This is a genomic window from Aquimarina macrocephali, from assembly GCF_051627225.1.
GTDB lineage: Bacteria > Bacteroidota > Bacteroidia > Flavobacteriales > Flavobacteriaceae > Aquimarina > Aquimarina macrocephali.
The window spans coordinates 5268069-5289157 of the sequence record NZ_CP151795.1 but is presented as its reverse complement, the minus strand read 5'-3'; the positions used below and the strand labels follow the sequence as shown (position 1 = coordinate 5289157).

The window sequence follows — 21089 nt, the reverse complement described above, 5'->3', positions numbered from 1 at the left end:
ATATGCAAAATCCAATTCATTTACTTCATTACGGCTGGGGAAAAAGAGTGCCTGTAATCATACAAACAGAGGTAGCAGAATGTGGGTTGGCTTCTATGGCCATGGTTGCTAATTACTATGGACATAAATTAGATCTAAACTCGTTGCGCCGTAAATACTCTATATCTTCTAAAGGAGCAACACTACAAGGTCTTATAAAATTAGCAGATAATCTTCAGTTTAGCTCCAGACCGCTACGCCTTGAATTAGAAGAGCTTTCGCAATTAAAAACCCCATGTGTTTTACATTGGGATTTAAATCATTTCGTAGTACTTACATCGGTAAAAGGAAATAAAATCACGATCCACGATCCAGCGGTAGGAAAAAGAATAATGAAGCTATCAGAAGTTTCGAAACATTTTACAGGAGTAGCTTTAGAGCTAACGCCTACACCAGATTTTAAACCGGAAAAAATTTCAAAAAGAGCAAAGTTATCTGATTTTTGGAGTAGAATAACTGGTTTGAAGCGGGTATTAACACAAATCTTAATATTATCATTGTTATTGCAGATATTTGCTATCGCTACACCGTTTTACATGCAATTGGTGGTAGATGATGTAATCATAAGCAGAGACCTGGATTTGTTGCTGATACTGGCATTAGGTTTCGGTCTAATGAAATTGGTTAATTTGGCAGTAACTGCGTTACGTGGAGTCGTTATTTTATATATGGGAACACAACTTAATATCCAGATGGCAGCTAATCTATTACGGCATTTATTAAAATTGCCAATGGATTATTTTGAAAAAAGACATATTGGTGATATCATTTCGCGATTTGGTTCTTTGGAAGATGTAAAACAATTGTTAACCACTGGCCTTATTGAAACTGTCGTTGATGGTATAATGGCTATTGGGCTTTTGGTAATGCTATTTATATATAGCACAACACTTGCTCTTATTGTACTAGCTGCTGTTGCATTATATATTATTGTACGCTTAGCATTGTATCGCCCATACAGGCAATTAAAAGAAGAAGCTATTGTAGCAGATGCCAAACAGAATTCTAATTTTATGGAAACCGTGAGAGGTATCCAAAGCGTTAAATTGTTTGGTAATGAAAGTCAACGACAAACCGTATGGCATAATTATTATGCAGATGCCATGAATACGGGTATACGAATAGGAAAACTGGACATTGGATATAACTTCATTAATGGATTTCTATTTGGTCTCGAAAATATTATAGTGATTTACCTGGCTGCCTCTTTGGTAATGGATAGTTTAATGACTATCGGAATGTTGTATGCTTTTATGTCTTATAAAGGCCAGTTTACAGAAAAGGCTTCTGCTCTGGTTAATAAATTTATACAGTTTAAAATGCTTTCCCTTCATATGGAACGCCTGGGAGATATTATCCTTACCGAGCAAGAAGAAGATATTGATAGTAAAAGGCAATTGTCACAGATAAAAGGAGAGCTAAACCTAGAAAATATTAGTTTTCGATACTCTGATAACGAACCGTATTTATTTAAAAACCTTAATTTTAGAATAGAACAGGGGAGTTCTATAGCAGTGGTGGGAGCATCGGGTTGTGGAAAAACTACATTGATGAAGGTGATGTTGGGATTACTAAAACCAGAAACAGGTACCATCCTTATTGATGGGTATGATATACGAAAGGTAGGGTTAAGAACATATAGAAATTTGATAGGTACAGTAATGCAAAATGATCAGTTATTATCGGGTAGTATAGCAGATAATATTTGTTTTTTTGACCCGGACTCTGATCAGGAATGGATAGAACAAAGTGCAAAAATGGCAGCTATACATCAGGATATCATGGCAATGCCAATGGGATATCATACCTTGATAGGGGATATGGGGAGTAGCCTGTCTGGAGGGCAAAAACAGAGATTACTACTCGCAAGAGCTTTATACAAAAAACCTAAAATATTGTTTCTCGATGAAGCTACCTCACATCTTGATGTAGGTCTGGAATCTGTAGTGAATACTACTGTAAAAAAGTTAAATATTACAAGAATAATTATCGCGCATAGACCAGATACCATTGCGATGGCTGATCGAGTAGTTGCATTACAAACCGGTCAATTGTTAGAAGCGAAAATACCTGATGTAGCAATGGCGATATAGAGACTAAAAAAACTTTACTTCTATTTTTAATAGAAGTAAAGTTTTTTTATAAATAATATAAACAAAAAGTTATTTATTAAATGCCTCCACCAATTTCAGTTTGACAACTTTCACAACTTTCAGTATGGCAGCCACCACCTCCACCACTTGCCATTTGATTGTTAGGATGTAAATGGACCCCGCCGTAAATTTTGTTTAAACCATTAATTTTAGAAATTTCAAACTTTTTTAATATGAGTTTTTTAGATTTGAATGATTGTTTTTTCATTAATTCTTTATTTAAAATTTAGAGAATCAAAAGTATGTAAAATTTAATTTCTCTATACAGGAGTATTTGGTCTATTACACGAAATTCCAGAATTCCGACTAACTTCTGAACTAATTTAATATGTGTAATAAGCCTTTTTTATTCTGCTCATTGTTTATTGTTTTCAGCTTTTCGTAATTCCTTAATAAAATAGGATGGTTTAATTTTAACTTGTTTATAAAAAGCATTAGAAAAGGTTTCGGCACTGTTATATCCCATTTCATTGGCGATAGCTTTTATAGTATATTTTTGTAACGTAATGTTTGTTTTTAGTTCTTTTACTGCATGTGCTATGCGAAGCTCGTTTAGATAGGTGGTAAAGGTTTTATTCTTATAGTGATTGATTACCCGAGATAAGTATTTAACATTAGTATTAATATCATCTGACAGTGATTGTGCGCTGATCCCAAGAGTAAGATATTTTAGTTCCTTTTCAAATTCATCTAATTTACCCAATATATGAGTTATATGTTTTTCAGGTACTTGTATAGTTTTATTAGCAGCAACGATTTCTGTTTTTTTATCAATATGTACAGACTCAGAAACTACGGTATGTGCTTCCATTAATTTTTCAAATCTTAAACGATATAATCTTTTTTTTCGATATTGATAATATAACAAGCCACCAGAAGATAATAGTAGTATGATAAGTATCAGTATACTCGAGACGTATGTGCTATTACTTTTGTTTAATTTTTGTATCAGAACATCCTGTTCTTCTAATAAGAGAGGAATGTCATAATCTTCTTTTACTTTTTTACTAATGAATATTTGGTCGTTTAAATATTCATTCAGAACAGTATTGAGTTTATTAAGGTATTTATTTTGATTTTGTAAATCATTTACGTTCTTGTAATAATTTTTTAGATATTCATAAGTCTTAATATGGGTATATTGAGGGATAGATTTTAATGTTTCTAATATAGAATCTGTTTTTTTAAAATAAGATATTGCCTTTTCTTTGTTGTCTAAATCATAGTATGATTTTCCCAGATAAAAATAAGCATCAATTGTCTTAGCCTTATCTTTAAATTCAATCATTGTGGGTAGAGCTTTGTTAATACTATCAATTGCGGTTTGGTACTTTCTTTTTGCATATTGATTAATACCTTCACATAAAACAAAGTATGATTTCATAGGAATCAAGTTTAAATCAGCACTTATAGAAGCTTTGTAATATCCTACAGTATTATAATAGGTGGTAGAATCATACTTTTTAATACCTAAATAGGTTTCTGCAATAATATGTAGAGTATAGAGATAATTTACTTTATGATTGTATTTGGTTCCATTTGAATAATATTTTTCACACTTTTTAAAAATTTCTAAGGCTTTTTCTTTATCATTTAAATGTTCACTTTTAATGGTGGCAATATGATAATCTACTCTGTTCACTAAATCAATATTTTTATTTAAAATGGCATGTTTACGTGCTTCGTTTAAGTTATTGATTGTTTTTTTGATATCTCTTTTTTCATACAAAAAAAGTTGAGCTTTAGCAAAGTAAGCAAGAGCTGGATATTCTTTATTTTGTTTACTTTTTGTATACATTATAATACTATCCATATATTTATGTTCCTCTTCATAATTAGAAATGTATTTATAGAGGTATAAACCTTTAACTATTTTTAAAGTATCTGTATTGTTCTTGGCTTTTTTTATATAAAAATCTGCAATTTTTTTTGCTTTCGTAGAATCTGTTTTTCGAAGTTTGAAAAACTGTTGAGCAAGTTCTTTGTAATTTTTTTGCAGTAAAGAATCTGTAAAATTTTGTGCCGTTAGTGAGGTCGAAGCAAAAAGAAATTGAAGTAAAAGATAACATATGAAAAACCTATACATAATATTTTTTTGGAGGAACATTTATTTTAGAGCAATATGCTAGTGCCATTCGCAAAAATAACATTATTTTTATTGGTCGAGTAGATTACAATATAAATCATATAGTATAATAAAAAAATGAAAATAGATCTTAGAAGCGATACGATTACCAAGCCTACTCCAGAAATGCTTACCGCTATGATGAATGCTGAGGTAGGGGATGATGTGTATAAAGAAGATCCTACAGTAAATGCATTAGAGGAAAAGGTAGCACATATGTTTGGTAAGGAAACTGCATTATTTTTCCCATCGGGAAGTATGGCAAATCAAGCAGCTATTAAGTTACATACACAACCAGGTGAACAATTGATTGCTGATAAATTTGCACATGTGTATAATTATGAAGGGGGAGGAGTTTCTTTTAATAGTGGTGTATCGTGTAAATTACTAGATGGCCATAGAGGTATGGTTACAGCTGCCCAGGTAGCAGCAGCAATTAATCCACCAGATTTTTATCATAGCCCATTAACAAGTTTGGTGTGTATAGAAAACACAACCAATAAAGGAGGTGGGGCATGTTATGATTTTGAAGAAATTAAAAAAATAAAGCAAGTATGTGATCAGAATGATCTTGGATATCATTTGGATGGAGCACGACTATGGAATGCCTTAGTAGCCAAAAATGAAAGTGCTGCACAATATGGAGAAGTTTTTGACTCTATTTCTGTTTGTTTAAGTAAAGGTTTGGGAGCGCCAATAGGATCTGTTTTGATTGGCGATGCTAAAATTATGGAGAATGCAATCCGGGTCAGAAAAATCTTAGGAGGAGGAATGCGTCAGTTAGGGTATTTGGCAGCAGCAGGATTATATGCTATTGAGCATCATATCGACCGATTAGCAGAAGATCATAAAAGAGCCAAAGAAATTGGTGAAGTATTAAAAAAATTACCTTTTGTAACACAAATCGAACCCATAGATACCAATATAGTTATATTTGTTATAGATGGCGATGAGGAAGATTTTATTGCACAGATGGCATCAAAAAATGTTCATTTTTATGGAATGGGGCAAGGCAAATTAAGATTTGTGACGCATTTGGAATATACCCAGCAAAAGCATGAGTACTTTTTAGAATTATTAACTTCAGTAACTCTGAATAAAAATAGAGCTGCTCATATATAATGAGCAGCTTTATTTATAAACACTTAAAAAATTAAATTTCTTTAGTATCGGCACCAGACGAATTTTCTTTTACAGAATTGATACCATTTTCCATTCCAGACTCAGAAGCATACATTTGACTACTACCTATTATCTGGCCATTACCAGCTTTTAGGTTAAAATAGAACTTACCATTTTTAGCTGTTTTACGTTCGTATCGACCATCTTCAGATGCATTTTTCTTAACTGAAGCGATTCCATTTTCAGCAGCAGATTTACTGTTGTAAACTTCACTACTTAAGATAACTTGTCCGTTTTTTGCTTTTAAGGTAAAATGATAGCTAGACCCTTCCTTATTTTTGAGTTCAAACATATTGTCAGATTTTAGTTAATTTTTTAGCTTTTGTTAAAATTATAGAATTAAAAGGAGAAAGAAAAATATAAAAATAGCTAACTGCATTTTTTTAAAGCCAACGTCCTTATAATTGATAACAAGGCTATTTAAATAAATCCAGTCCAGGAATATTTGGCATACCCTCCTTAGCTACTGCAGCTAATTCTGTTTCATTAACCTGTGTTGCTTTTGCAATAGCATTATTTAAAGCTAAAATTAAGTAATCCTCTAACTGTTCTTTGTCTTCTAATAGTTGATCAGATATAGTGATTTTTTTGACTTCTCTATTTGCGGTGAGTGTAATTTTAAGCAAACCATCAGGACTTTCTTCGTCTACTAAAACGGTATTTAACCTTTCTTTAGTTTCCTCTACTTTTTTCTGAGTTTCCTTTAATTTACCCATCATCCCCATCATATCTCCAAACATGTGTATGTGTTTTTAAAATTTATAAACACAAAATTAGTACTTTGGCTGTTAATAAACTAACAAGATTATTATGAAAACTTCATTCATTATATTCTTATTATCACTTATTTTCGCAACTTCTTGTAAAAAAAATACCATGACGACATTGGATTCTAAAGTTCAACCTCCTATAGTAGCTAAAAAGCCTACAAATCTAGAAAAACATGATGATGTACGTGTTGATAACTATTTTTGGTTAAATGACCGTGAAAACCAAGAGGTAATTGATTATTTAGAGCAGGAGAATACCTATAATGATAAAATGACTGCTCATACAAAGAAGTTTCAGACAGATCTTTTTGAAGAAATGAAGAGTCGTATTAAAGAAGATGATTCTTCGGTACCGTATAAATTAAATGGGTATTGGTATTTAACCCGTTTTGAAAAAGGAAAAGATTATCCTATATATTCTAGGAAAAAAGAAAGTCTTGATGCAGAAGAAGAAATCCTCTTTGATTGTAATAAAGAAGCCGAGGGACATAGTTATTATAGATTATCTGGACTTAGTATTAGTCCTGATAATAGACTGGCGGCATTTGGTGTAGATACTGTAAGCAGACGTAAATACACTATACGAATAAAAAACCTTGAAACAGGTGAAATATACCCAGAGACTATAGAAACAACGACAGGAGGCAGTACCTGGGCTACAGATAGTAAAACTTTATTTTACACCAAAAAAAATGAAGAAACACTGCGGTCTGATAAAATTTATAGACATGCTCTGGGAACTCCGGTATCAGATGATATAGAGGTTTTTAATGAAACAGATGACACCTTTTCTACATTTGTATATAAGACCAAATCTAAAAAATATCTTGTCATAGGATCAAGCAGCACGTTAACTTCAGAATATAGAATTTTAAGAGCAGATGATCCTACAGGAGAATTTAAAGTTTTTCAGCCAAGAATAAGAGGGGTAGAATATGGAATTGCCCATTATAATGATCATTTCTATGTGTTGACTAATGCAGATGAGGCTACTAATTTTAAACTAATGAAGGTGCCTGAGGGTAATACGGCCAAAGAGAACTGGAAAGATGTTATACCACACCGGAAAGACGTTTTGATTGAAGATGTAGAGATTTTTAAAGAGTATTTAGTTATTAGTGAGCGTAATAATGGCCTTAATAAGATTAATATTAAACGATGGGATGGTACTGCTGACTACTACCTTCCTTTCGATAATGAAACCTATACCGCTTATGTGAGTGCAAACCCTGATTTTGACACCAAAAACCTAAGATATTCTTATAATTCTCTTACCACTCCTAATTCGGTAATTGATTTTGATATGAAATCTAAGGAAAAAGAAGTGAAAAAGGAACAAGACGTACTTGGTGGTAAATTTGACAAGAATAATTATGTTTCAGAAAGAGTATGGGCAACAGCAGAGGATGGAACTAAGATTCCTGTTTCTTTAATATATAGAAAAGGCATACAAAAAGACGGAAATAATCCATTATTACAATATGGTTACGGTTCATATGGATCAACTATTGACCCTTATTTTTCTACAGCCAGATTAAGTTTACTGGATAGAGGGTTTATTTATGCCATTGCTCACATAAGAGGAAGCGAATATCTGGGAAGATCCTGGTACGAGGACGGAAAACTTCTTAAAAAGAAGAACACATTTACTGATTTTATTGATTGCTCAAAATCTTTAATTGCTCAAGGATATACCTCTGCCGATCATTTATATGCAATGGGAGGTTCTGCCGGAGGACTATTGATGGGAGCGATAGTTAATATGGCTCCAGAATTATATAATGGAGTAGTGGCAGCGGTACCTTTTGTAGATGTTGTAAGTACGATGCTTGATGATAGTATTCCTTTAACTACAGGAGAATACGATGAATGGGGTAATCCTAATGAAAAAGAGTACTATGCATATATGAAGTCATATTCTCCTTATGATAATGTTGTAGCTCAAGAATATCCAAATATGTTAATAACTACAGGTTTACATGATTCTCAGGTGCAATATTGGGAACCGGCAAAATGGGTAGCAAAATTAAGAGAGTTAAAGACAGATAATAATTTATTGGTATTGCATACGAATATGGAAGCCGGACATGGAGGAGCCTCAGGGAGATTTGAAGCACTTAAAGAAGTAGCAGAAGAATATGCCTTTTTATTAGATTTAGAAAGTATCAAAGAGTAATTAAAAAAAAATAATGTAACTTCGTACCGTTTTTGTAACAGTTAGTGGACCCCCATTTTATTCCACGAATCTGTAAAACACATTTATATGAGAGAAGATATTAGGGCTTATAATAATGTTTTAGAGCTTATTGGCGATACCCCGCTTATAAAATTAAACAGAATTATGAAAGACTTTCCGGGAAATTACTACGCAAAAGTAGAATCTTTTAACCCGGGACACTCCACCAAAGATAGAATTGCACTTTATATTATAGAAGAAGCAGAAAGAAGAGGTATTCTTAAACCCGGTGATACCATTATTGAAACAACTAGTGGTAATACAGGTTTTAGTTTAGCAATGGTTAGCGTGATCAAAGGTTATGATTGCATTCTTGCTGTTAGTTCTAAGTCCTCTAAGGATAAAATTGCAATGCTTAAGAATATGGGAGCAAAGGTATATGTATGCCCGGCCCATGTAAGTGCTGATGATCCAAGATCGTATTATCAGGTGGCAAAAAGACTTCATGAAGAAATAAAAGGATCTGTATATATAAATCAATATTTCAATGAATTAAATATTGATGCACATTATAATTCTACAGGACCAGAAATTTGGGATCAAACCAATGGTAAGCTTACACATTTTATTGCGTGTTGTGGAACCGGAGGAACTATCTCAGGTACTGCGAGATTTTTAAAAGAAAAAAATAGTAATGTGCGTGTTTTGGGAATCGATGCTTATGGATCGGTTTTAAAAAAGTATCATGAAACCAGAGAATTTGATGAGGAAGAAATATATCCTTATAGAATTGAAGGTTTAGGTAAAAATTTAATCCCTACTGCAACAGATTTTGATGTTATAGATAAATTTGAAAAAGTAAGTGATGAAGATAGTGCACATACAGCTAGAGAATTAGTGAAAAAAGAAGGGCTGTTTTTAGGATATACAAGTGGAGCAGCTATACAAGGTGTAAAACAACTTGCTGAGCAAGGTGAGTTTGATGAAAATAGTAATGTTATTATTATTCTTCCTGATCATGGATCACGATACATGAGTAAAGTATTTAGTGATGATTGGATGACAGAGCAAGGATTTTTTGATAGCAAAAATGAAATTGATGCAACAAAAGTTCAATTCATTAAATAAAATATATTTGAAATAAAATTATAAACATCCCGATATTTCGGGATGTTTTTTTTTGATATAATTTTTACAATATGCTTCTTATTTCCTCAATTGTTGATGTCAGTTTTATTTATTAAATTACAGAAAATCATTAAAATACTTGTGGTTCATTGTGTAGTAGATTTTATAAAGTGTTAAAATAACACTTTATAAAAGTGAAATTGAATATAATTATGTCATCAAATCAATTTTCCGTATTTTCGCACACTTATAAGAAACAATTTTTTGATAAATGAGAGATTTATTTGATAAGATTTATAAAGACAAAGGACCATTAGGAAAGTGGGCGGATCAGGCAGAAGGATATTTTGTTTTTCCTAAACTAGAAGGACCTATATCAAATAGAATGAGGTTTCAAGGGAGAGAAGTAATTACCTGGAGTATCAATGACTATTTGGGATTAGCAAATAAAGAAGAAGTTCGTAAGGTAGATGCAGAAGCAGCTGCAGCTTACGGATCTGCATATCCAATGGGAGCAAGGATGATGAGTGGGCATACAGATCTTCATGAACAGTTACAAGATGAATTGGCAGAATTTGTCGATAAAGAGGCATCATATTTATTAAATTTTGGATACCAGGGAATGGTCTCTACTATTGATGCACTGGTAAGCAAAGATGATATTATTGTATATGATGTAGATGCACATGCATGTATTATTGATGGAGTACGATTACATCAAGGACAACGCTATACATATCGACATAATGATATAGAAAGTATTGATAAAAACTTGATGAGAGCCACAAAAATGGCGCAAAAGACAGGAGGAGGAATTTTACTGATTTCTGAAGGTGTTTTTGGAATGCGAGGAGAGCAAGGAAGATTAAAGGAAATCGTAGCTTTAAAAGAAAAGTATAACTTTAGATTGTTTGTTGATGATGCACATGGATTTGGTACATTAGGAGCAACAGGAGCAGGAACAGGTGAGGAGCAAGGTGTTCAGGATCAGATTGATGTATATTTTGCAACTTTTGCTAAGTCTATGGCTAGTACAGGAGCATTTATTGCTGCCGACCAAGAGATTATAGATTATTTAAAGTATAATTTGCGTTCTCAAATGTTTGCAAAATCATTACAGATGCAATTAGTAGTAGGAGCTCTTAAGCGTTTAGATATGCTTAGAACAATGCCTGAACTAAAAGCTAAGCTATGGCAGAATGTAAATACTTTGCAGAATGGACTTAAAGAAAGAGGTTTTGACCTAGGAACTACACAAAGTTGTGTTACACCAGTATATTTAAAAGGAAGTATTCCTGAAGCTATGGCTCTGGTAAAAGACCTTAGAGAAAATTATGGAATTTTCTGCTCTATTGTAGTATATCCTGTGATACCTAAAGGGTTAATATTATTGAGATTAATCCCTACAGCTTCACATACTATGGAAGATATTGAAGAAACACTTATTGCATTTTCTGCAATACGAGAACGATTAGAAAACGGAACTTATAAGCGTATGTCTGCTGCTGTTGCTGCCGCAATGGGAGAATAAAGAACTAACATCAATATTTCTTGAAATAGAGATTGATTTGACCGCTACAAAATAAATCGGATTATAAAAAAGGCTACTAAAAGTAATTTCTAGTAGCCTTTTTAGTATAAATATTCTAAGTGTTTTAGCAGTGACAAGTCCAGTTTACTGTTGGATCATTAGTAATCTGCTCGTCCATACGTGCTCCTCCAACAATTTTTCTAAGATTCAATTCAGTAACAGTTGACTTTTCAAGAGATAATTTTTTGAAATTTAATTTTTGTTTTTTCATAATAGTAATGATTTAATGTAAATTAATATTTAATAGATTTCCCCCGAACATTATAGACACTCAGGCATATGTCTTTGTGTTTACTGTTGTTACATTTTGTAACTGAGGTAAATGTATAATTTGACTATAATGTTATGTCCTGATTCTTTTAGTTTTCAAGAAATCAGGACAATATTTTTATGAAAAAAGAAATCTAATATTAAACTGTGACCAAATCTGGTGGTTTGGCTACTTGGGAAGTTGTTAAGGAGGTAATCAAGGGGCATACTGCTCAGTTTTTGACTATATTAAAAAAAGGGTCTAACTTTAAAAAAGTCAAACCCTTAATATTTTTGTTTTTTTAAATAATTTTCTAATTGATATAATATTAGCAGGGGTCATATAAAACAGATGCAGGATCAAAACAGCCATATCCACAACAGAAAAAATTTACAGGGCAAGCTCTGCAGTTAGCTTCTTCACCTCCATTGATTTTTTTCTTTTGTTGGTTACTTAGATTTTTAACTCCATTTACATTTAAAATGTTTTTTAACATGATGTATAGTTTTAAGAATTTGAAAACTCTGATTTTTTTATAGACACTCAGACTTTATGTCAAAGTTTTATATCTACTTACTACAAGTAGAAATGTTGGTCTCATTAAAAATAGATAAAATCTAAGAAGGTGGTGTTAGCTATTTATTATTTTACTAAGTATTAATAATCTTAAATATAAAATTAAGACTACAGCAATCCCTAGCACATTAACTAATAGGTAGATAAAAATAAAAGCGGTTAAATGCTTTTTCTAAACGTTCGCCTCATCTTATGTTGCTCATGTTCATAACCATTCCAAAGGGCCTGGATTGCTTTATTTTCTTCAAGCTCGGGATTAGTTTCAACAACTTCAATCCCATTACGAAGAAAAGCTTCATTCATTTCTTTAAAAATAAGTGCAGTAACTCCTTTATTTTGGTATTCTGGATCTACTCCTATAAGATAAAAAGCTGCTGTGTCATTTCTACGCTGTGCTTTTAGGATATGAAGAAATCTTAGAGGATAGACTTTACCATTCATTTTTTTCAAAGCTTTTGAAAATGACGGCATTACAATCGAAAATGCTATAAGCTTACCTGTTTTATCCGCGATACAGGTAATATACTCAGGATTTAGATATGGTAAGTATTTCTTTTTATACATATCTATTTGATATTGCTGTATAGGAACAAAAGTTTGTAAGCTACTATAAGTTTTATTTAGTAGATCAAACATGTCATCAGCATATTGAAGTATCTCTTTACTTTTGTTGAATTTAAGGAGTTGAAGCTGATAACGTTCTTTAATAACCTGTGCGAATTTTATTACTTTTTCTTTGGTCTTTTTCGGAACTCTTATTTTGTATTCTACCCATGTAGCAGCAGGTTCAAAATTAAGTTGCTCCATATGTTTCGAATAGTAAGGGTAATTGTACCAGGTAATCATGGTATTTAACTCTTCAAATCCTTTAATTAGAATTCCTGCTTTATCCATATTTGAAAAACCTACAGGGCCCTCCATATATTCTAAGCCATGCTGAGTTCCATATTCTGAAACTTTCTCTAATAATGCTTTGGTTACTTCAATATCATCAATAACATCAAACCATCCAAAACGTACTTTTGGTTTTTTTTGTTCGTTTACTTCAATCCAATTTATAATTGCAGCGATTCTTCCTACTATGGTATCGCCTTTGTAAGCTAAGAAATATTTTGCATCAGAGTTTCTAAAAACAGGATTCTTCTTTGGATTCATCACATCTACTTCTTCCTTGATAATAGAAGGGACATAATATGGGGAATCTTTATATAATTCAAAAGGAAATTTAACAAACGTTGTTAAATCTCCTTTTGAAGTAATTTCTTTAATCGTAATCATATATCATCTCTAATTCATCACAAATATATAATCCTTTTATTAAATATTATGATTGCATACAGATCATTTTAATAATAATTGCATTAGATTCTTTATTTAAATGCCTAAAAGAGTTTTATTCCCGCTTTTTTCACCATTACTGATCTATTTTTTCTAATTCTTTGTCTAGATCAGAGTCATCGGTTTTATTATCTTTTTCCTCTTTGTTTTTGCGTTTTTGTTCTTCTTTTTTTCTTTTCTTTTCTTCTTTTTGACGCTTCTTTTCCTCTTTTTTTCTTCTCTTTTCTTCTGCTTTCTTATTTTTTTCTTGCTCCTTTTGGTACTTTTCGTACTCAGCATCCACATCTTCCTCTTGCTTTTCTTCTTCTTTTTTCTCTTCTTTTTTCTCTTCCTTTTCTTTATTATCAGAATCTAGCTCTTTTTCCATTTTTTCGAGTTCCTGGAGCTCTTTATCTATATCTTGTAGTTCTTGGTCAACCCCTTGTTGTTTCTCTATTTTGTCCAATTCGGCATCAATATCATCGATCATTTTTTGCTTTTCTTTCTCTGCTTGGATTTCAGCTTTTTCAGCTTTTCTGGCTTCTTTTGCTTCACGTTTTAGGCGTCGGGCTTCTTCTTTCTTAAATTTCTTACCTTCTTTTTTAGCGACCTTTTCATTTTCGATACGCTCACGCTCCAGTCGTTCTGCAGTTCGTCTTTCATCAAGATCTTTTTCAATACCTTCTCTTAGACTATCATCTTCAAAATCATTAACAAAAGGAGTTGTTTCTAATTTAAGGCTATCATTTTCATTTTCTTCACCTTCTTCACGGTCATCAAACTCTCCTTCGTTTTCTTCTTCGTTTTCTCCTTCACCTTCATTTTCTTCTTTTTCTCCTTCTTTAATACCACCTTCTAATCCTGGCTGCTCGATGATCTCATCTTTGGTATGCCAGTCAAATCGATAAGATGCTCCAAAACTAAAAGTAAAAATAGAAGGAGTATCTTTGAAGTTGAATGCAATATTTGCATCCAATTGTAAGTCTTTATTATATAAATAGGCCCCTCCGAGTCTAAGGATATTATCGCTATAAAAATCACTTTTTTGTCCCTGGTATTCTCCAAAAGCAGCCCATTTTTCATTAATTGTATGGGTAGAAGTAATAATCCAACCAATAATCGGATCATCTGTAGTTACTTTATCGACAATCAAATTGGTCACTAACACCCAATTTCCATTTAAACTGGTAGTCCAGTTATTCTGAGTCATTAAAACAATCTTTGGACTAAAAGTATCATCATTTGGTGCGGTAAATGGATTGTCTTTTGATACAAAATTTGCACCAACATAAGCAGAAACTGCCGGGATAAGGCTTTTCCACTTAAACCTGTAGCGCTCTTTCCAGCTTTTTAATTCATCATAATTAGTAGAATCTTTTTTTGGCTTCTTATATGGATCATAAATCAAGTATTTTGCACCAATTGTATTTACTTCAAAATTACTTCTCTTTATTTTTTCTTCGTTCCCACCAATGGTTTGTCTAACTCCATCTGCTCTAAATGTACCATTTAATCTAAGTTCTAATTGCTCAATTAACAAACCATATCGCACAGAATAGTCAAACTTAAAAACATTAGTTTTTGTGTTAAGGAGTTTATGTTTTTCTTTTCCAAAACCAAAACCACCTTCTAATTGTAAAACATTATTACCAACCGAAAAAGCACCTTGTGATGTACCAGGTCTATTGGTATTGATCTTCTCGGTATATTGTGCAGAAACCGTTAGGCTACATAAAAATAGGGTAATTAATAACAGAATAGACTTAGGGCACATATTCAATAGATTTGGTTCAAATATAGCAGATTTTATCATTTTTTTAGGACTGTCTACCTGTAATTGTATGCAGAGTTCATTATTTTTGAAAAAAAATGTTATGCAAGAAGCATCACTACAAGGGGTATTAAAGATAATTCTCATTATAATCTTAGTATATTATGGACTAAAGGTAATAACGCGATTATTTGGTCCTCTATTGCTTAGATATGTTACAAAGAAGGCAGGAGAGAAATTTAAACAACAATTTGATCAATATCAGCAACCCCAGCAGTCTACAGAAGGTGAAGTAACTATTGAAAAAAAATCAAAGCAAAATTCTTCTAATAAAGATGTAGGAGAATATATCGATTATGAGGAAATTGATTAATTTGGCTCTTTATTAGTAAACTCACACACATCATGTCTTTAATTAAAAGATTCTTACCTCATATTCTTGTTGTTTTAGGTTTTGTAATAGTTTCATTGGTTTATTTTAACCCAGTATTGAGTGGGAAAAAAATGAAGCAAGGGGATATTGTTCAATATTCTGGGATGGCAAGACAACAAACAGATTTTAGAAACCAAACAGGAGAAGAACCATATTGGGCGGATAATGCATTTGGAGGAATGCCAACGTATCAAATGGGAGCTCAGTATCCGCACAACTATGTAAAGAAATTAGATAGGTTAATACGATTTTTACCGCGACCAGCTGATTATTTATTTTTATATTTTGTTGGATTCTATATTCTTTTATTGGTTTTAAAAATGGATTATAGGCTCGCTTTTTTAGGCAGTCTGGCTTTTGGTTTCTCAACATATTTTATAATTATCCTGGGCGTAGGACATAATGCCAAAGCTCATGCTATTGGTTATATGCCATTGGTCCTTAGCGGTATCATACTTACATTTAGAAAAAAATATATATGGGGTTTTCTTTTACTTGCTATATCTATGGCATTAGAGATTGCTGCAAACCATTTTCAGATGACCTATTACCTGTTCTTACTAGTTCTTGTTCTGGGGATTTCATATTTGGTTGATGCTTATAAAAAGAAGGAGATACCAGATTATTTTAAATCGCTTGGTGTAATGGTAGTCGCAGTTTTATTCTCTTTAATGCTTAATGCTACCAGTCTTTTGGCAACAAAAGAATATACACAATTTAGCACAAGAGGGAATACGGGACTTACAATACAGTCTAATGGAAAAGAAAAAAAGAGTACAGGTTTAGATTATGAATACATTACTCGATATAGTTATGGTATTCTAGAGAGTTTCAATTTGTTTATTCCTCGTTTTATGGGAGGAACATCTCATGAAAATCTAGGCACCGATTCTAATGTTTATGAAGAATTATTAAGGTTGGGGGTATCGCCAGCTCAGGCAAAATCATATACAGAATATGTACCGACATATTGGGGGAGCCAACCATTTGTGGGTGGCCCGGCATATATAGGAGCCACAATACTATTTTTGTTTGTACTCGCTTTATTTTTGGTTAAAGGAAGATTAAAATGGTGGATCTTAGGAGGTTCTATTTTAGCACTGCTGTTATCATGGGGAAAAAACTTTAGCTTTCTTACAGAGTTATTTATAGACTTTTTTCCTTTGTACAATAAATTTAGAGCGGTTTCTTCTATACAAGTTATAGTAGAGTTATGTGTACCTATTCTAGGGATTATGGGAGTTCATAAGTTATTAAGTAAAGATGTAACTAACGATTCTAAAATTAAAGCTCTAAAATATGCAACAGGGATTGTGGGTGGATTAGCTTTACTGTTTTTATTGTTTAAATCAACTTTATTTAACTTTAGCGGACTTGGAGATGGCATGATTCTAGAACAAGGAGGACCAGACTATTTAAGAGCAATAAAAGAAGATAGAAAAGCAATGTTTACTACAGATACTTTGCGTTCATTACTATTGGTATTATTAATTGCTGGTGGATGTTGGTTATATATTAAGGGTAAACTGAAAGAAAATTTATTGCTAATCGGTCTAGGTGCTTTAATTACTCTAGATCTGGTTTTGGTAGATTGGAACTATGTAAACAAGAAAAACTTTGTGTCAATTAGGGAATTTAACAGCCCATTTATAGCTAATAAAGCAGATAAGGAAATTTTTAAGGATAAAGGACATTTTAGAGTATTTGATTTAACAACTGATCCGTTTAATTCTGGTAGAGCTGCATATTTTCATAATGCTTTAGGAGGGTATCATGCAGCAAAACCTGGTAGAATACAAGATCTTTTTGATTTTTACTTAGCTAAAAATGATGTTGGAATAATGAATATGATGAATGTAAAGTATATCATATCCCAGAATGAAGATGGAGTAAAAGCATTAACTAATCCATATACCAATGGAAATGCATGGTTTATCTCTAACATCAAACAGGTTAATTCTGCAAATGATGAAATATTGGCTTTAAAAGAAATAGATAATAAAAAGGAAGCAGTTATTAATTCTAGCATTAATGGTATGTCTTTTAAAACCAAGTATGCAGTGGATAGTTTAGCATATATAACGTTAACAGCACATAAACCAAACCATCTGGTTTATGAATCTAATTCTAAAGAAGATGGTTTTGCTATTTTTTCTGAAGTATATTACCCAGGATGGCAAGCGTCTATTGATGGAAACCCAGTAGATCATGCACAAGTAAATTATACATTACGAGGGTTGCCAATTCCTGCAGGAAAACATCAGATAGAATTTAAATTTGAACCTCAGGTTGTTAAAACAGGTAGTGCTATTACACTTACAAGCTCTATTATTTTTGTTTTATTAATAATAGGAGGGTTGTATTTTCAATATAAGAAAACAGGGAGTTTATTATCTTTAACAAAAGAAGGTAAGTAAGGTATATTGTGAAGGTTCTAATCATTACATATTATTGGCCTCCAGCAGGAGGACCCGGAGTACAGCGATGGCTTAAGTTTGTCAAGTATTTTAGAGATTTTGATATAGAGCCAATAGTATATGTGCCCCAAAACCCTACATATCCTCTTGAAGACACTTCTTTATTGCCTGAAATTCCTGAAGGAATAGAAGTCATAAAACAGCCCATTTTCGAACCGTATCGTTTTGCTCAGGTATTTTCTAAAAAGGAAACCAAAACGATAAGTAAAGGGATTATTGCCGGTGCAGCAAAGCAATCTTTCATACAGCGACTGCTATTGTATGTACGAGGTAATTTTTTTATCCCCGATGCACGTAAATTTTGGGTGAAACCTTCGGTGAAATATTTAGAAAAATATCTTTCAGATCACAAAATTGATACTATAATTACTACTGGGCCACCTCATAGTATACACTTAATAGGGAAGGAGCTGAAACAACAAACCGGCCTAAGGTGGTTTGCCGATTTTAGAGATCCATGGACTACCATAGGATATCATGATAAACTGAAACTCACAAAACGATCTATGCAAAAGCATAGATTTATGGAGAAAGAGGTATTGAGTACCGCAGATCATATTGTTGTTACAAGTTTTACTACACAAAAAGAGTTTAAAGCCATTGCTAATACTCCAATTTCTGTAGTGACTAATGGCTATGACAGAGAATCGATTCCTGAAACGATTTTGGATACCAAATTTACCATTTCACATATAGGATCTTTATTGTCTGGTAGAAATCCAGAAAATCTTTGGAAAGCCTTGTATGATTTGACCAAGGAAAACGAAGCATTTTCATTAGCATTTCAATTACAATTGGTAGGAGCTGTTAGTGATGATGTATTGTCTTCAATTCGGGAGGCTGGATTATCAGATTTTTTAGAACTGAAAGGTTATGTCCCGCATATAGATGCTATCAAAATTCAAAGAAGTTCGCAAGTTTTACTATTGATCGAAATCGACAGTAAAGATACTCGATGTATTATTCCGGGTAAATTATTTGAATATATGGTTTCTAAAAGACCTATTATAGCATTGGGCCCTGCTGGTGCAGATGTATCAAAACTTATTTTTGATACAAATTCAGGATGCTTTTTTGAGTATTATGAATACGAAAAGATAAAAACACAAATACTCGAATATTTTGTTCAGTTTCAAAAAGGAACATTAGCATCTCATGTTATTGGTGTTGAAAAATATAGCAGGAGGGAGTTAACCAAAACACTGACCACACTATTGAAGAATCCAAAAACTTAAATTGTAGTATTGCCCAAATTTATGATCACTTCTATTTAACACACATACAATTATTCTTCATCTTATTATGAAATACCACTCGAATTGATACTTTTTTCGCTATTAATATTGACATGTATAATAGATAGATATTACACATGTCAAATAAGATATAGCAGATATCCAACAATATATAGCAAATAAAAAACAACGTCTTTTCGTGATAAACATCTTTCTAGGTTTGTTTAAAATATTAATTATTAGAAACAAAATTACGTAAGCTCTGAGGTTTTCTTTTTTTAAACCTGAGATCACGCCTCAAAAAAAGATGTGAAAATGATGAAACGAAAACAAATTAAAGTAAGTGTGTTGGCCTTATCGATGATGGCCATATTGTCTATTGGATGTAGTAAAGACGATGATGTACAGCCTCCGGCAGAAACTCCTGATGAGACCCCTGTAGTAAATAAGGCTCCTGTAATTGATACTCAAACGTTTACTACAGCAGAAGATATCGCCGATGATGTGGTGATCGGTACAATAGCAGCCACAGATCCAGAAAGCAAAACGCTTACTTTTACACTGACTAAAAACAGTACTGATCTTTTTGAGTTAACCGAAGCGGGAGAATTAAGTTTGGTAGCTGATAAAAAATTGGATTTCGAAACAGTTACCTCACACACACTAACCGTAGAAGTATCAGACGGTACTCATAAAGCTAGTGCAGATATTACTATTTCTGTAGAGAATGTGGTAGAAGCCTTTATCACTACCTGGGAAACTACTACTGCTAATGAAGAAATTACTTTTCGATTTGATACAAACCGAACTTATGATTCTACTATTGATTGGGGAGATGGAACAATAGATACTAATGTAACAAGTACACCACTGCATACCTATGCAATTGCTGGTGTCTATACAGTTAAAGTTTCAGGAAAATTTCCTAGTGTTAATATGAATTGTGACAATGAAGATGTTCAGAAACTAAAGACTATAGAACAGTGGGGAGATATTATATGGGAATCTTTTCATGTTACTTTTAGTAGTTGCGAAAGTATGAAATATAATGCTACAGATGTACCTAATCTTTCTAAGGTGACTATTATGTCGGGTATGTTTATTGGTGCTGCTTCTTTTGATGGAGATCTTAGTAAATGGGATGTAAGTAATGTAACTAATATGGATCGTATGTTTGGCGCAGCTTCTTTTAATGGAGATGTTAGTACTTGGGATGTAAGCAAGGTTACAAATATGAATAGGATGTTTTATGGTGCTACTTCTTTTAATAGAGATCTTAATAATTGGAATGTGAGTATGGTGACTAATATGACTGAAATGTTTGGTCTAGCTGATTCTTTTAATGGAGATATAAGTCAATGGGATGTAAGTAATGTAACTGATATAGATAAGATGTTTGTTGGCGCTAAATCTTTTGATAGAGATCTTAGTAAATGGGATGTAAGTAATGTAACTAATATGGAGGGTATGTTTGCTCGTGCTACTTCTTTTAAAGGAGATTTGAGTACTTGGAATGTGAGTAAAGTAACTAATATGACTTTTATGTTTAGTGGTGCTATTTCTTTTAATGGAGATCTTAGTAATTGGGATGTGAGTAATGTAACGATTATGTATGATATGTTTAGTAAAACTAACATGTCTACGGCCAACTACGATGCGTTACTTACCAAATGGGCGGCTTTACCAAATTTACAATCTAATGTAGCTTTTGGAGTACACGGGTTAACCTATTGTGACGCATGGCATGCTAGACATACATTAATAAACGATAAGAACTGGACATTCACCGGTGATGATAGTTGTCCTAGATAGGTAATTGAGGGATATTTATATAAAAAGAGGTTGTTATATATAAACAACCTCTTT

At 32.6% G+C, this 21089-nt stretch carries 17 protein-coding genes; 9 read left to right on the top strand and 8 right to left on the bottom strand.

From position 1 onward, the window contains the following. The first annotated feature begins 2 nt into the window (after positions 1 to 2). Positions 3 to 2132, top strand: coding sequence for a peptidase domain-containing ABC transporter (locus tag AAFU52_RS23450; protein WP_438423796.1), 2130 nt, complete (start codon positions 3 to 5; stop codon positions 2130 to 2132). 76 nt (positions 2133 to 2208) lie between these two features. Here the strand turns inward: AAFU52_RS23450 and AAFU52_RS23445 are convergent, their stop codons facing one another. Together AAFU52_RS23445 and AAFU52_RS23440 are read right to left on the bottom strand one after the other, a co-directional pair. Next, on the bottom strand, positions 2209 to 2400 hold the full coding sequence (locus tag AAFU52_RS23445) for a hypothetical protein (protein WP_024769565.1): 192 nt from the start codon (positions 2398 to 2400) through the stop codon (positions 2209 to 2211). A 147-nt stretch (positions 2401 to 2547) separates the two neighbouring features. Next, on the bottom strand, positions 2548 to 4278 hold the full coding sequence (locus tag AAFU52_RS23440; protein WP_438423793.1) for a helix-turn-helix domain-containing protein: 1731 nt from the start codon (positions 4276 to 4278) through the stop codon (positions 2548 to 2550). 117 nt (positions 4279 to 4395) lie between these two features. Between AAFU52_RS23440 and AAFU52_RS23435 the strand changes: the two genes are divergently transcribed. Then, positions 4396 to 5439 (top strand): threonine aldolase family protein, encoded by a 1044-nt coding sequence (locus AAFU52_RS23435; protein WP_438423791.1) that lies wholly within the window; start codon positions 4396 to 4398, stop codon positions 5437 to 5439. Between the two features lie 31 nt (positions 5440 to 5470). Here AAFU52_RS23435 and AAFU52_RS23430 read toward each other — a convergent pair whose 3' ends face one another. Both AAFU52_RS23430 and AAFU52_RS23425 read right to left on the bottom strand, forming a co-directional pair. Continuing rightward, positions 5471 to 5791: a YegP family protein gene (locus AAFU52_RS23430; RefSeq protein WP_024769562.1), complete on the bottom strand. Its 321-nt coding sequence runs from the start codon at positions 5789 to 5791 to the stop codon at positions 5471 to 5473. Positions 5792 to 5915: 124 nt separating this feature from the next. Next, entirely contained in the window at positions 5916 to 6239 is a 324-nt protein-coding gene (locus AAFU52_RS23425) for a YbaB/EbfC family nucleoid-associated protein (protein ID WP_438423789.1), read from the bottom strand. 70 nt (positions 6240 to 6309) lie between these two features. Between AAFU52_RS23425 and AAFU52_RS23420 the strand changes: the two genes are divergently transcribed. The 3 genes from AAFU52_RS23420 (at position 6310) to AAFU52_RS23410 (ending at position 11104) form a co-directional block, all read left to right on the top strand. After that, the gene (locus tag AAFU52_RS23420; protein ID WP_438423787.1) at positions 6310 to 8445 is read left to right on the top strand and encodes a S9 family peptidase; all 2136 of its coding nucleotides are present in this window, start codon (positions 6310 to 6312) and stop codon (positions 8443 to 8445) included. Positions 8446 to 8532: 87 nt separating this feature from the next. Beyond that, a complete protein-coding gene (locus tag AAFU52_RS23415; protein ID WP_024769559.1) occupies positions 8533 to 9573 on the top strand; it encodes a PLP-dependent cysteine synthase family protein in 1041 nt (346 codons plus the stop codon). Positions 9574 to 9844: 271 nt separating this feature from the next. Then, complete coding sequence (locus AAFU52_RS23410) at positions 9845 to 11104, top strand: aminotransferase class I/II-fold pyridoxal phosphate-dependent enzyme (protein ID WP_024769558.1); 1260 nt, start codon at positions 9845 to 9847, stop codon at positions 11102 to 11104. 124 nt (positions 11105 to 11228) lie between these two features. Here AAFU52_RS23410 and AAFU52_RS23405 read toward each other — a convergent pair whose 3' ends face one another. From AAFU52_RS23405 to AAFU52_RS23390, 4 genes are all read right to left on the bottom strand, one after another. After that, positions 11229 to 11375: a hypothetical protein gene (locus tag AAFU52_RS23405; protein WP_161635258.1), complete on the bottom strand. Its 147-nt coding sequence runs from the start codon at positions 11373 to 11375 to the stop codon at positions 11229 to 11231. A 367-nt stretch (positions 11376 to 11742) separates the two neighbouring features. Then, a complete protein-coding gene (locus AAFU52_RS23400) occupies positions 11743 to 11910 on the bottom strand; it encodes a hypothetical protein (protein ID WP_161635257.1) in 168 nt (55 codons plus the stop codon). A gap of 239 nt (positions 11911 to 12149) precedes the next feature. Beyond that, the gene (locus tag AAFU52_RS23395) at positions 12150 to 13268 is read right to left on the bottom strand and encodes a GNAT family N-acetyltransferase (RefSeq protein WP_024769557.1); all 1119 of its coding nucleotides are present in this window, start codon (positions 13266 to 13268) and stop codon (positions 12150 to 12152) included. Positions 13269 to 13404: 136 nt separating this feature from the next. Further along, the gene (locus AAFU52_RS23390) at positions 13405 to 15120 is read right to left on the bottom strand and encodes a transporter (RefSeq protein WP_438423781.1); all 1716 of its coding nucleotides are present in this window, start codon (positions 15118 to 15120) and stop codon (positions 13405 to 13407) included. A 61-nt stretch (positions 15121 to 15181) separates the two neighbouring features. Here AAFU52_RS23390 and AAFU52_RS23385 point away from each other — a divergent pair, with 61 nt between their 5' ends. From AAFU52_RS23385 to AAFU52_RS23370, 4 genes are all read left to right on the top strand, one after another. Further along, a complete protein-coding gene (locus AAFU52_RS23385; RefSeq protein WP_438423780.1) occupies positions 15182 to 15451 on the top strand; it encodes a DUF4834 family protein in 270 nt (89 codons plus the stop codon). Positions 15452 to 15483: 32 nt separating this feature from the next. Then, positions 15484 to 17928 carry a YfhO family protein gene (locus AAFU52_RS23380; RefSeq protein ID WP_438423778.1) on the top strand — a complete coding sequence of 815 codons (2445 nt, stop codon included), beginning with the start codon at positions 15484 to 15486 and terminating at the stop codon, positions 17926 to 17928. A 5-nt stretch (positions 17929 to 17933) separates the two neighbouring features. Continuing rightward, positions 17934 to 19223 carry a glycosyltransferase family 4 protein gene (locus tag AAFU52_RS23375; protein WP_438426655.1) on the top strand — a complete coding sequence of 430 codons (1290 nt, stop codon included), beginning with the start codon at positions 17934 to 17936 and terminating at the stop codon, positions 19221 to 19223. A 315-nt stretch (positions 19224 to 19538) separates the two neighbouring features. After that, positions 19539 to 21035, top strand: coding sequence for a BspA family leucine-rich repeat surface protein (locus AAFU52_RS23370; protein WP_438423776.1), 1497 nt, complete (start codon positions 19539 to 19541; stop codon positions 21033 to 21035). The last annotated feature ends 54 nt before the right edge of the window (positions 21036 to 21089 follow it).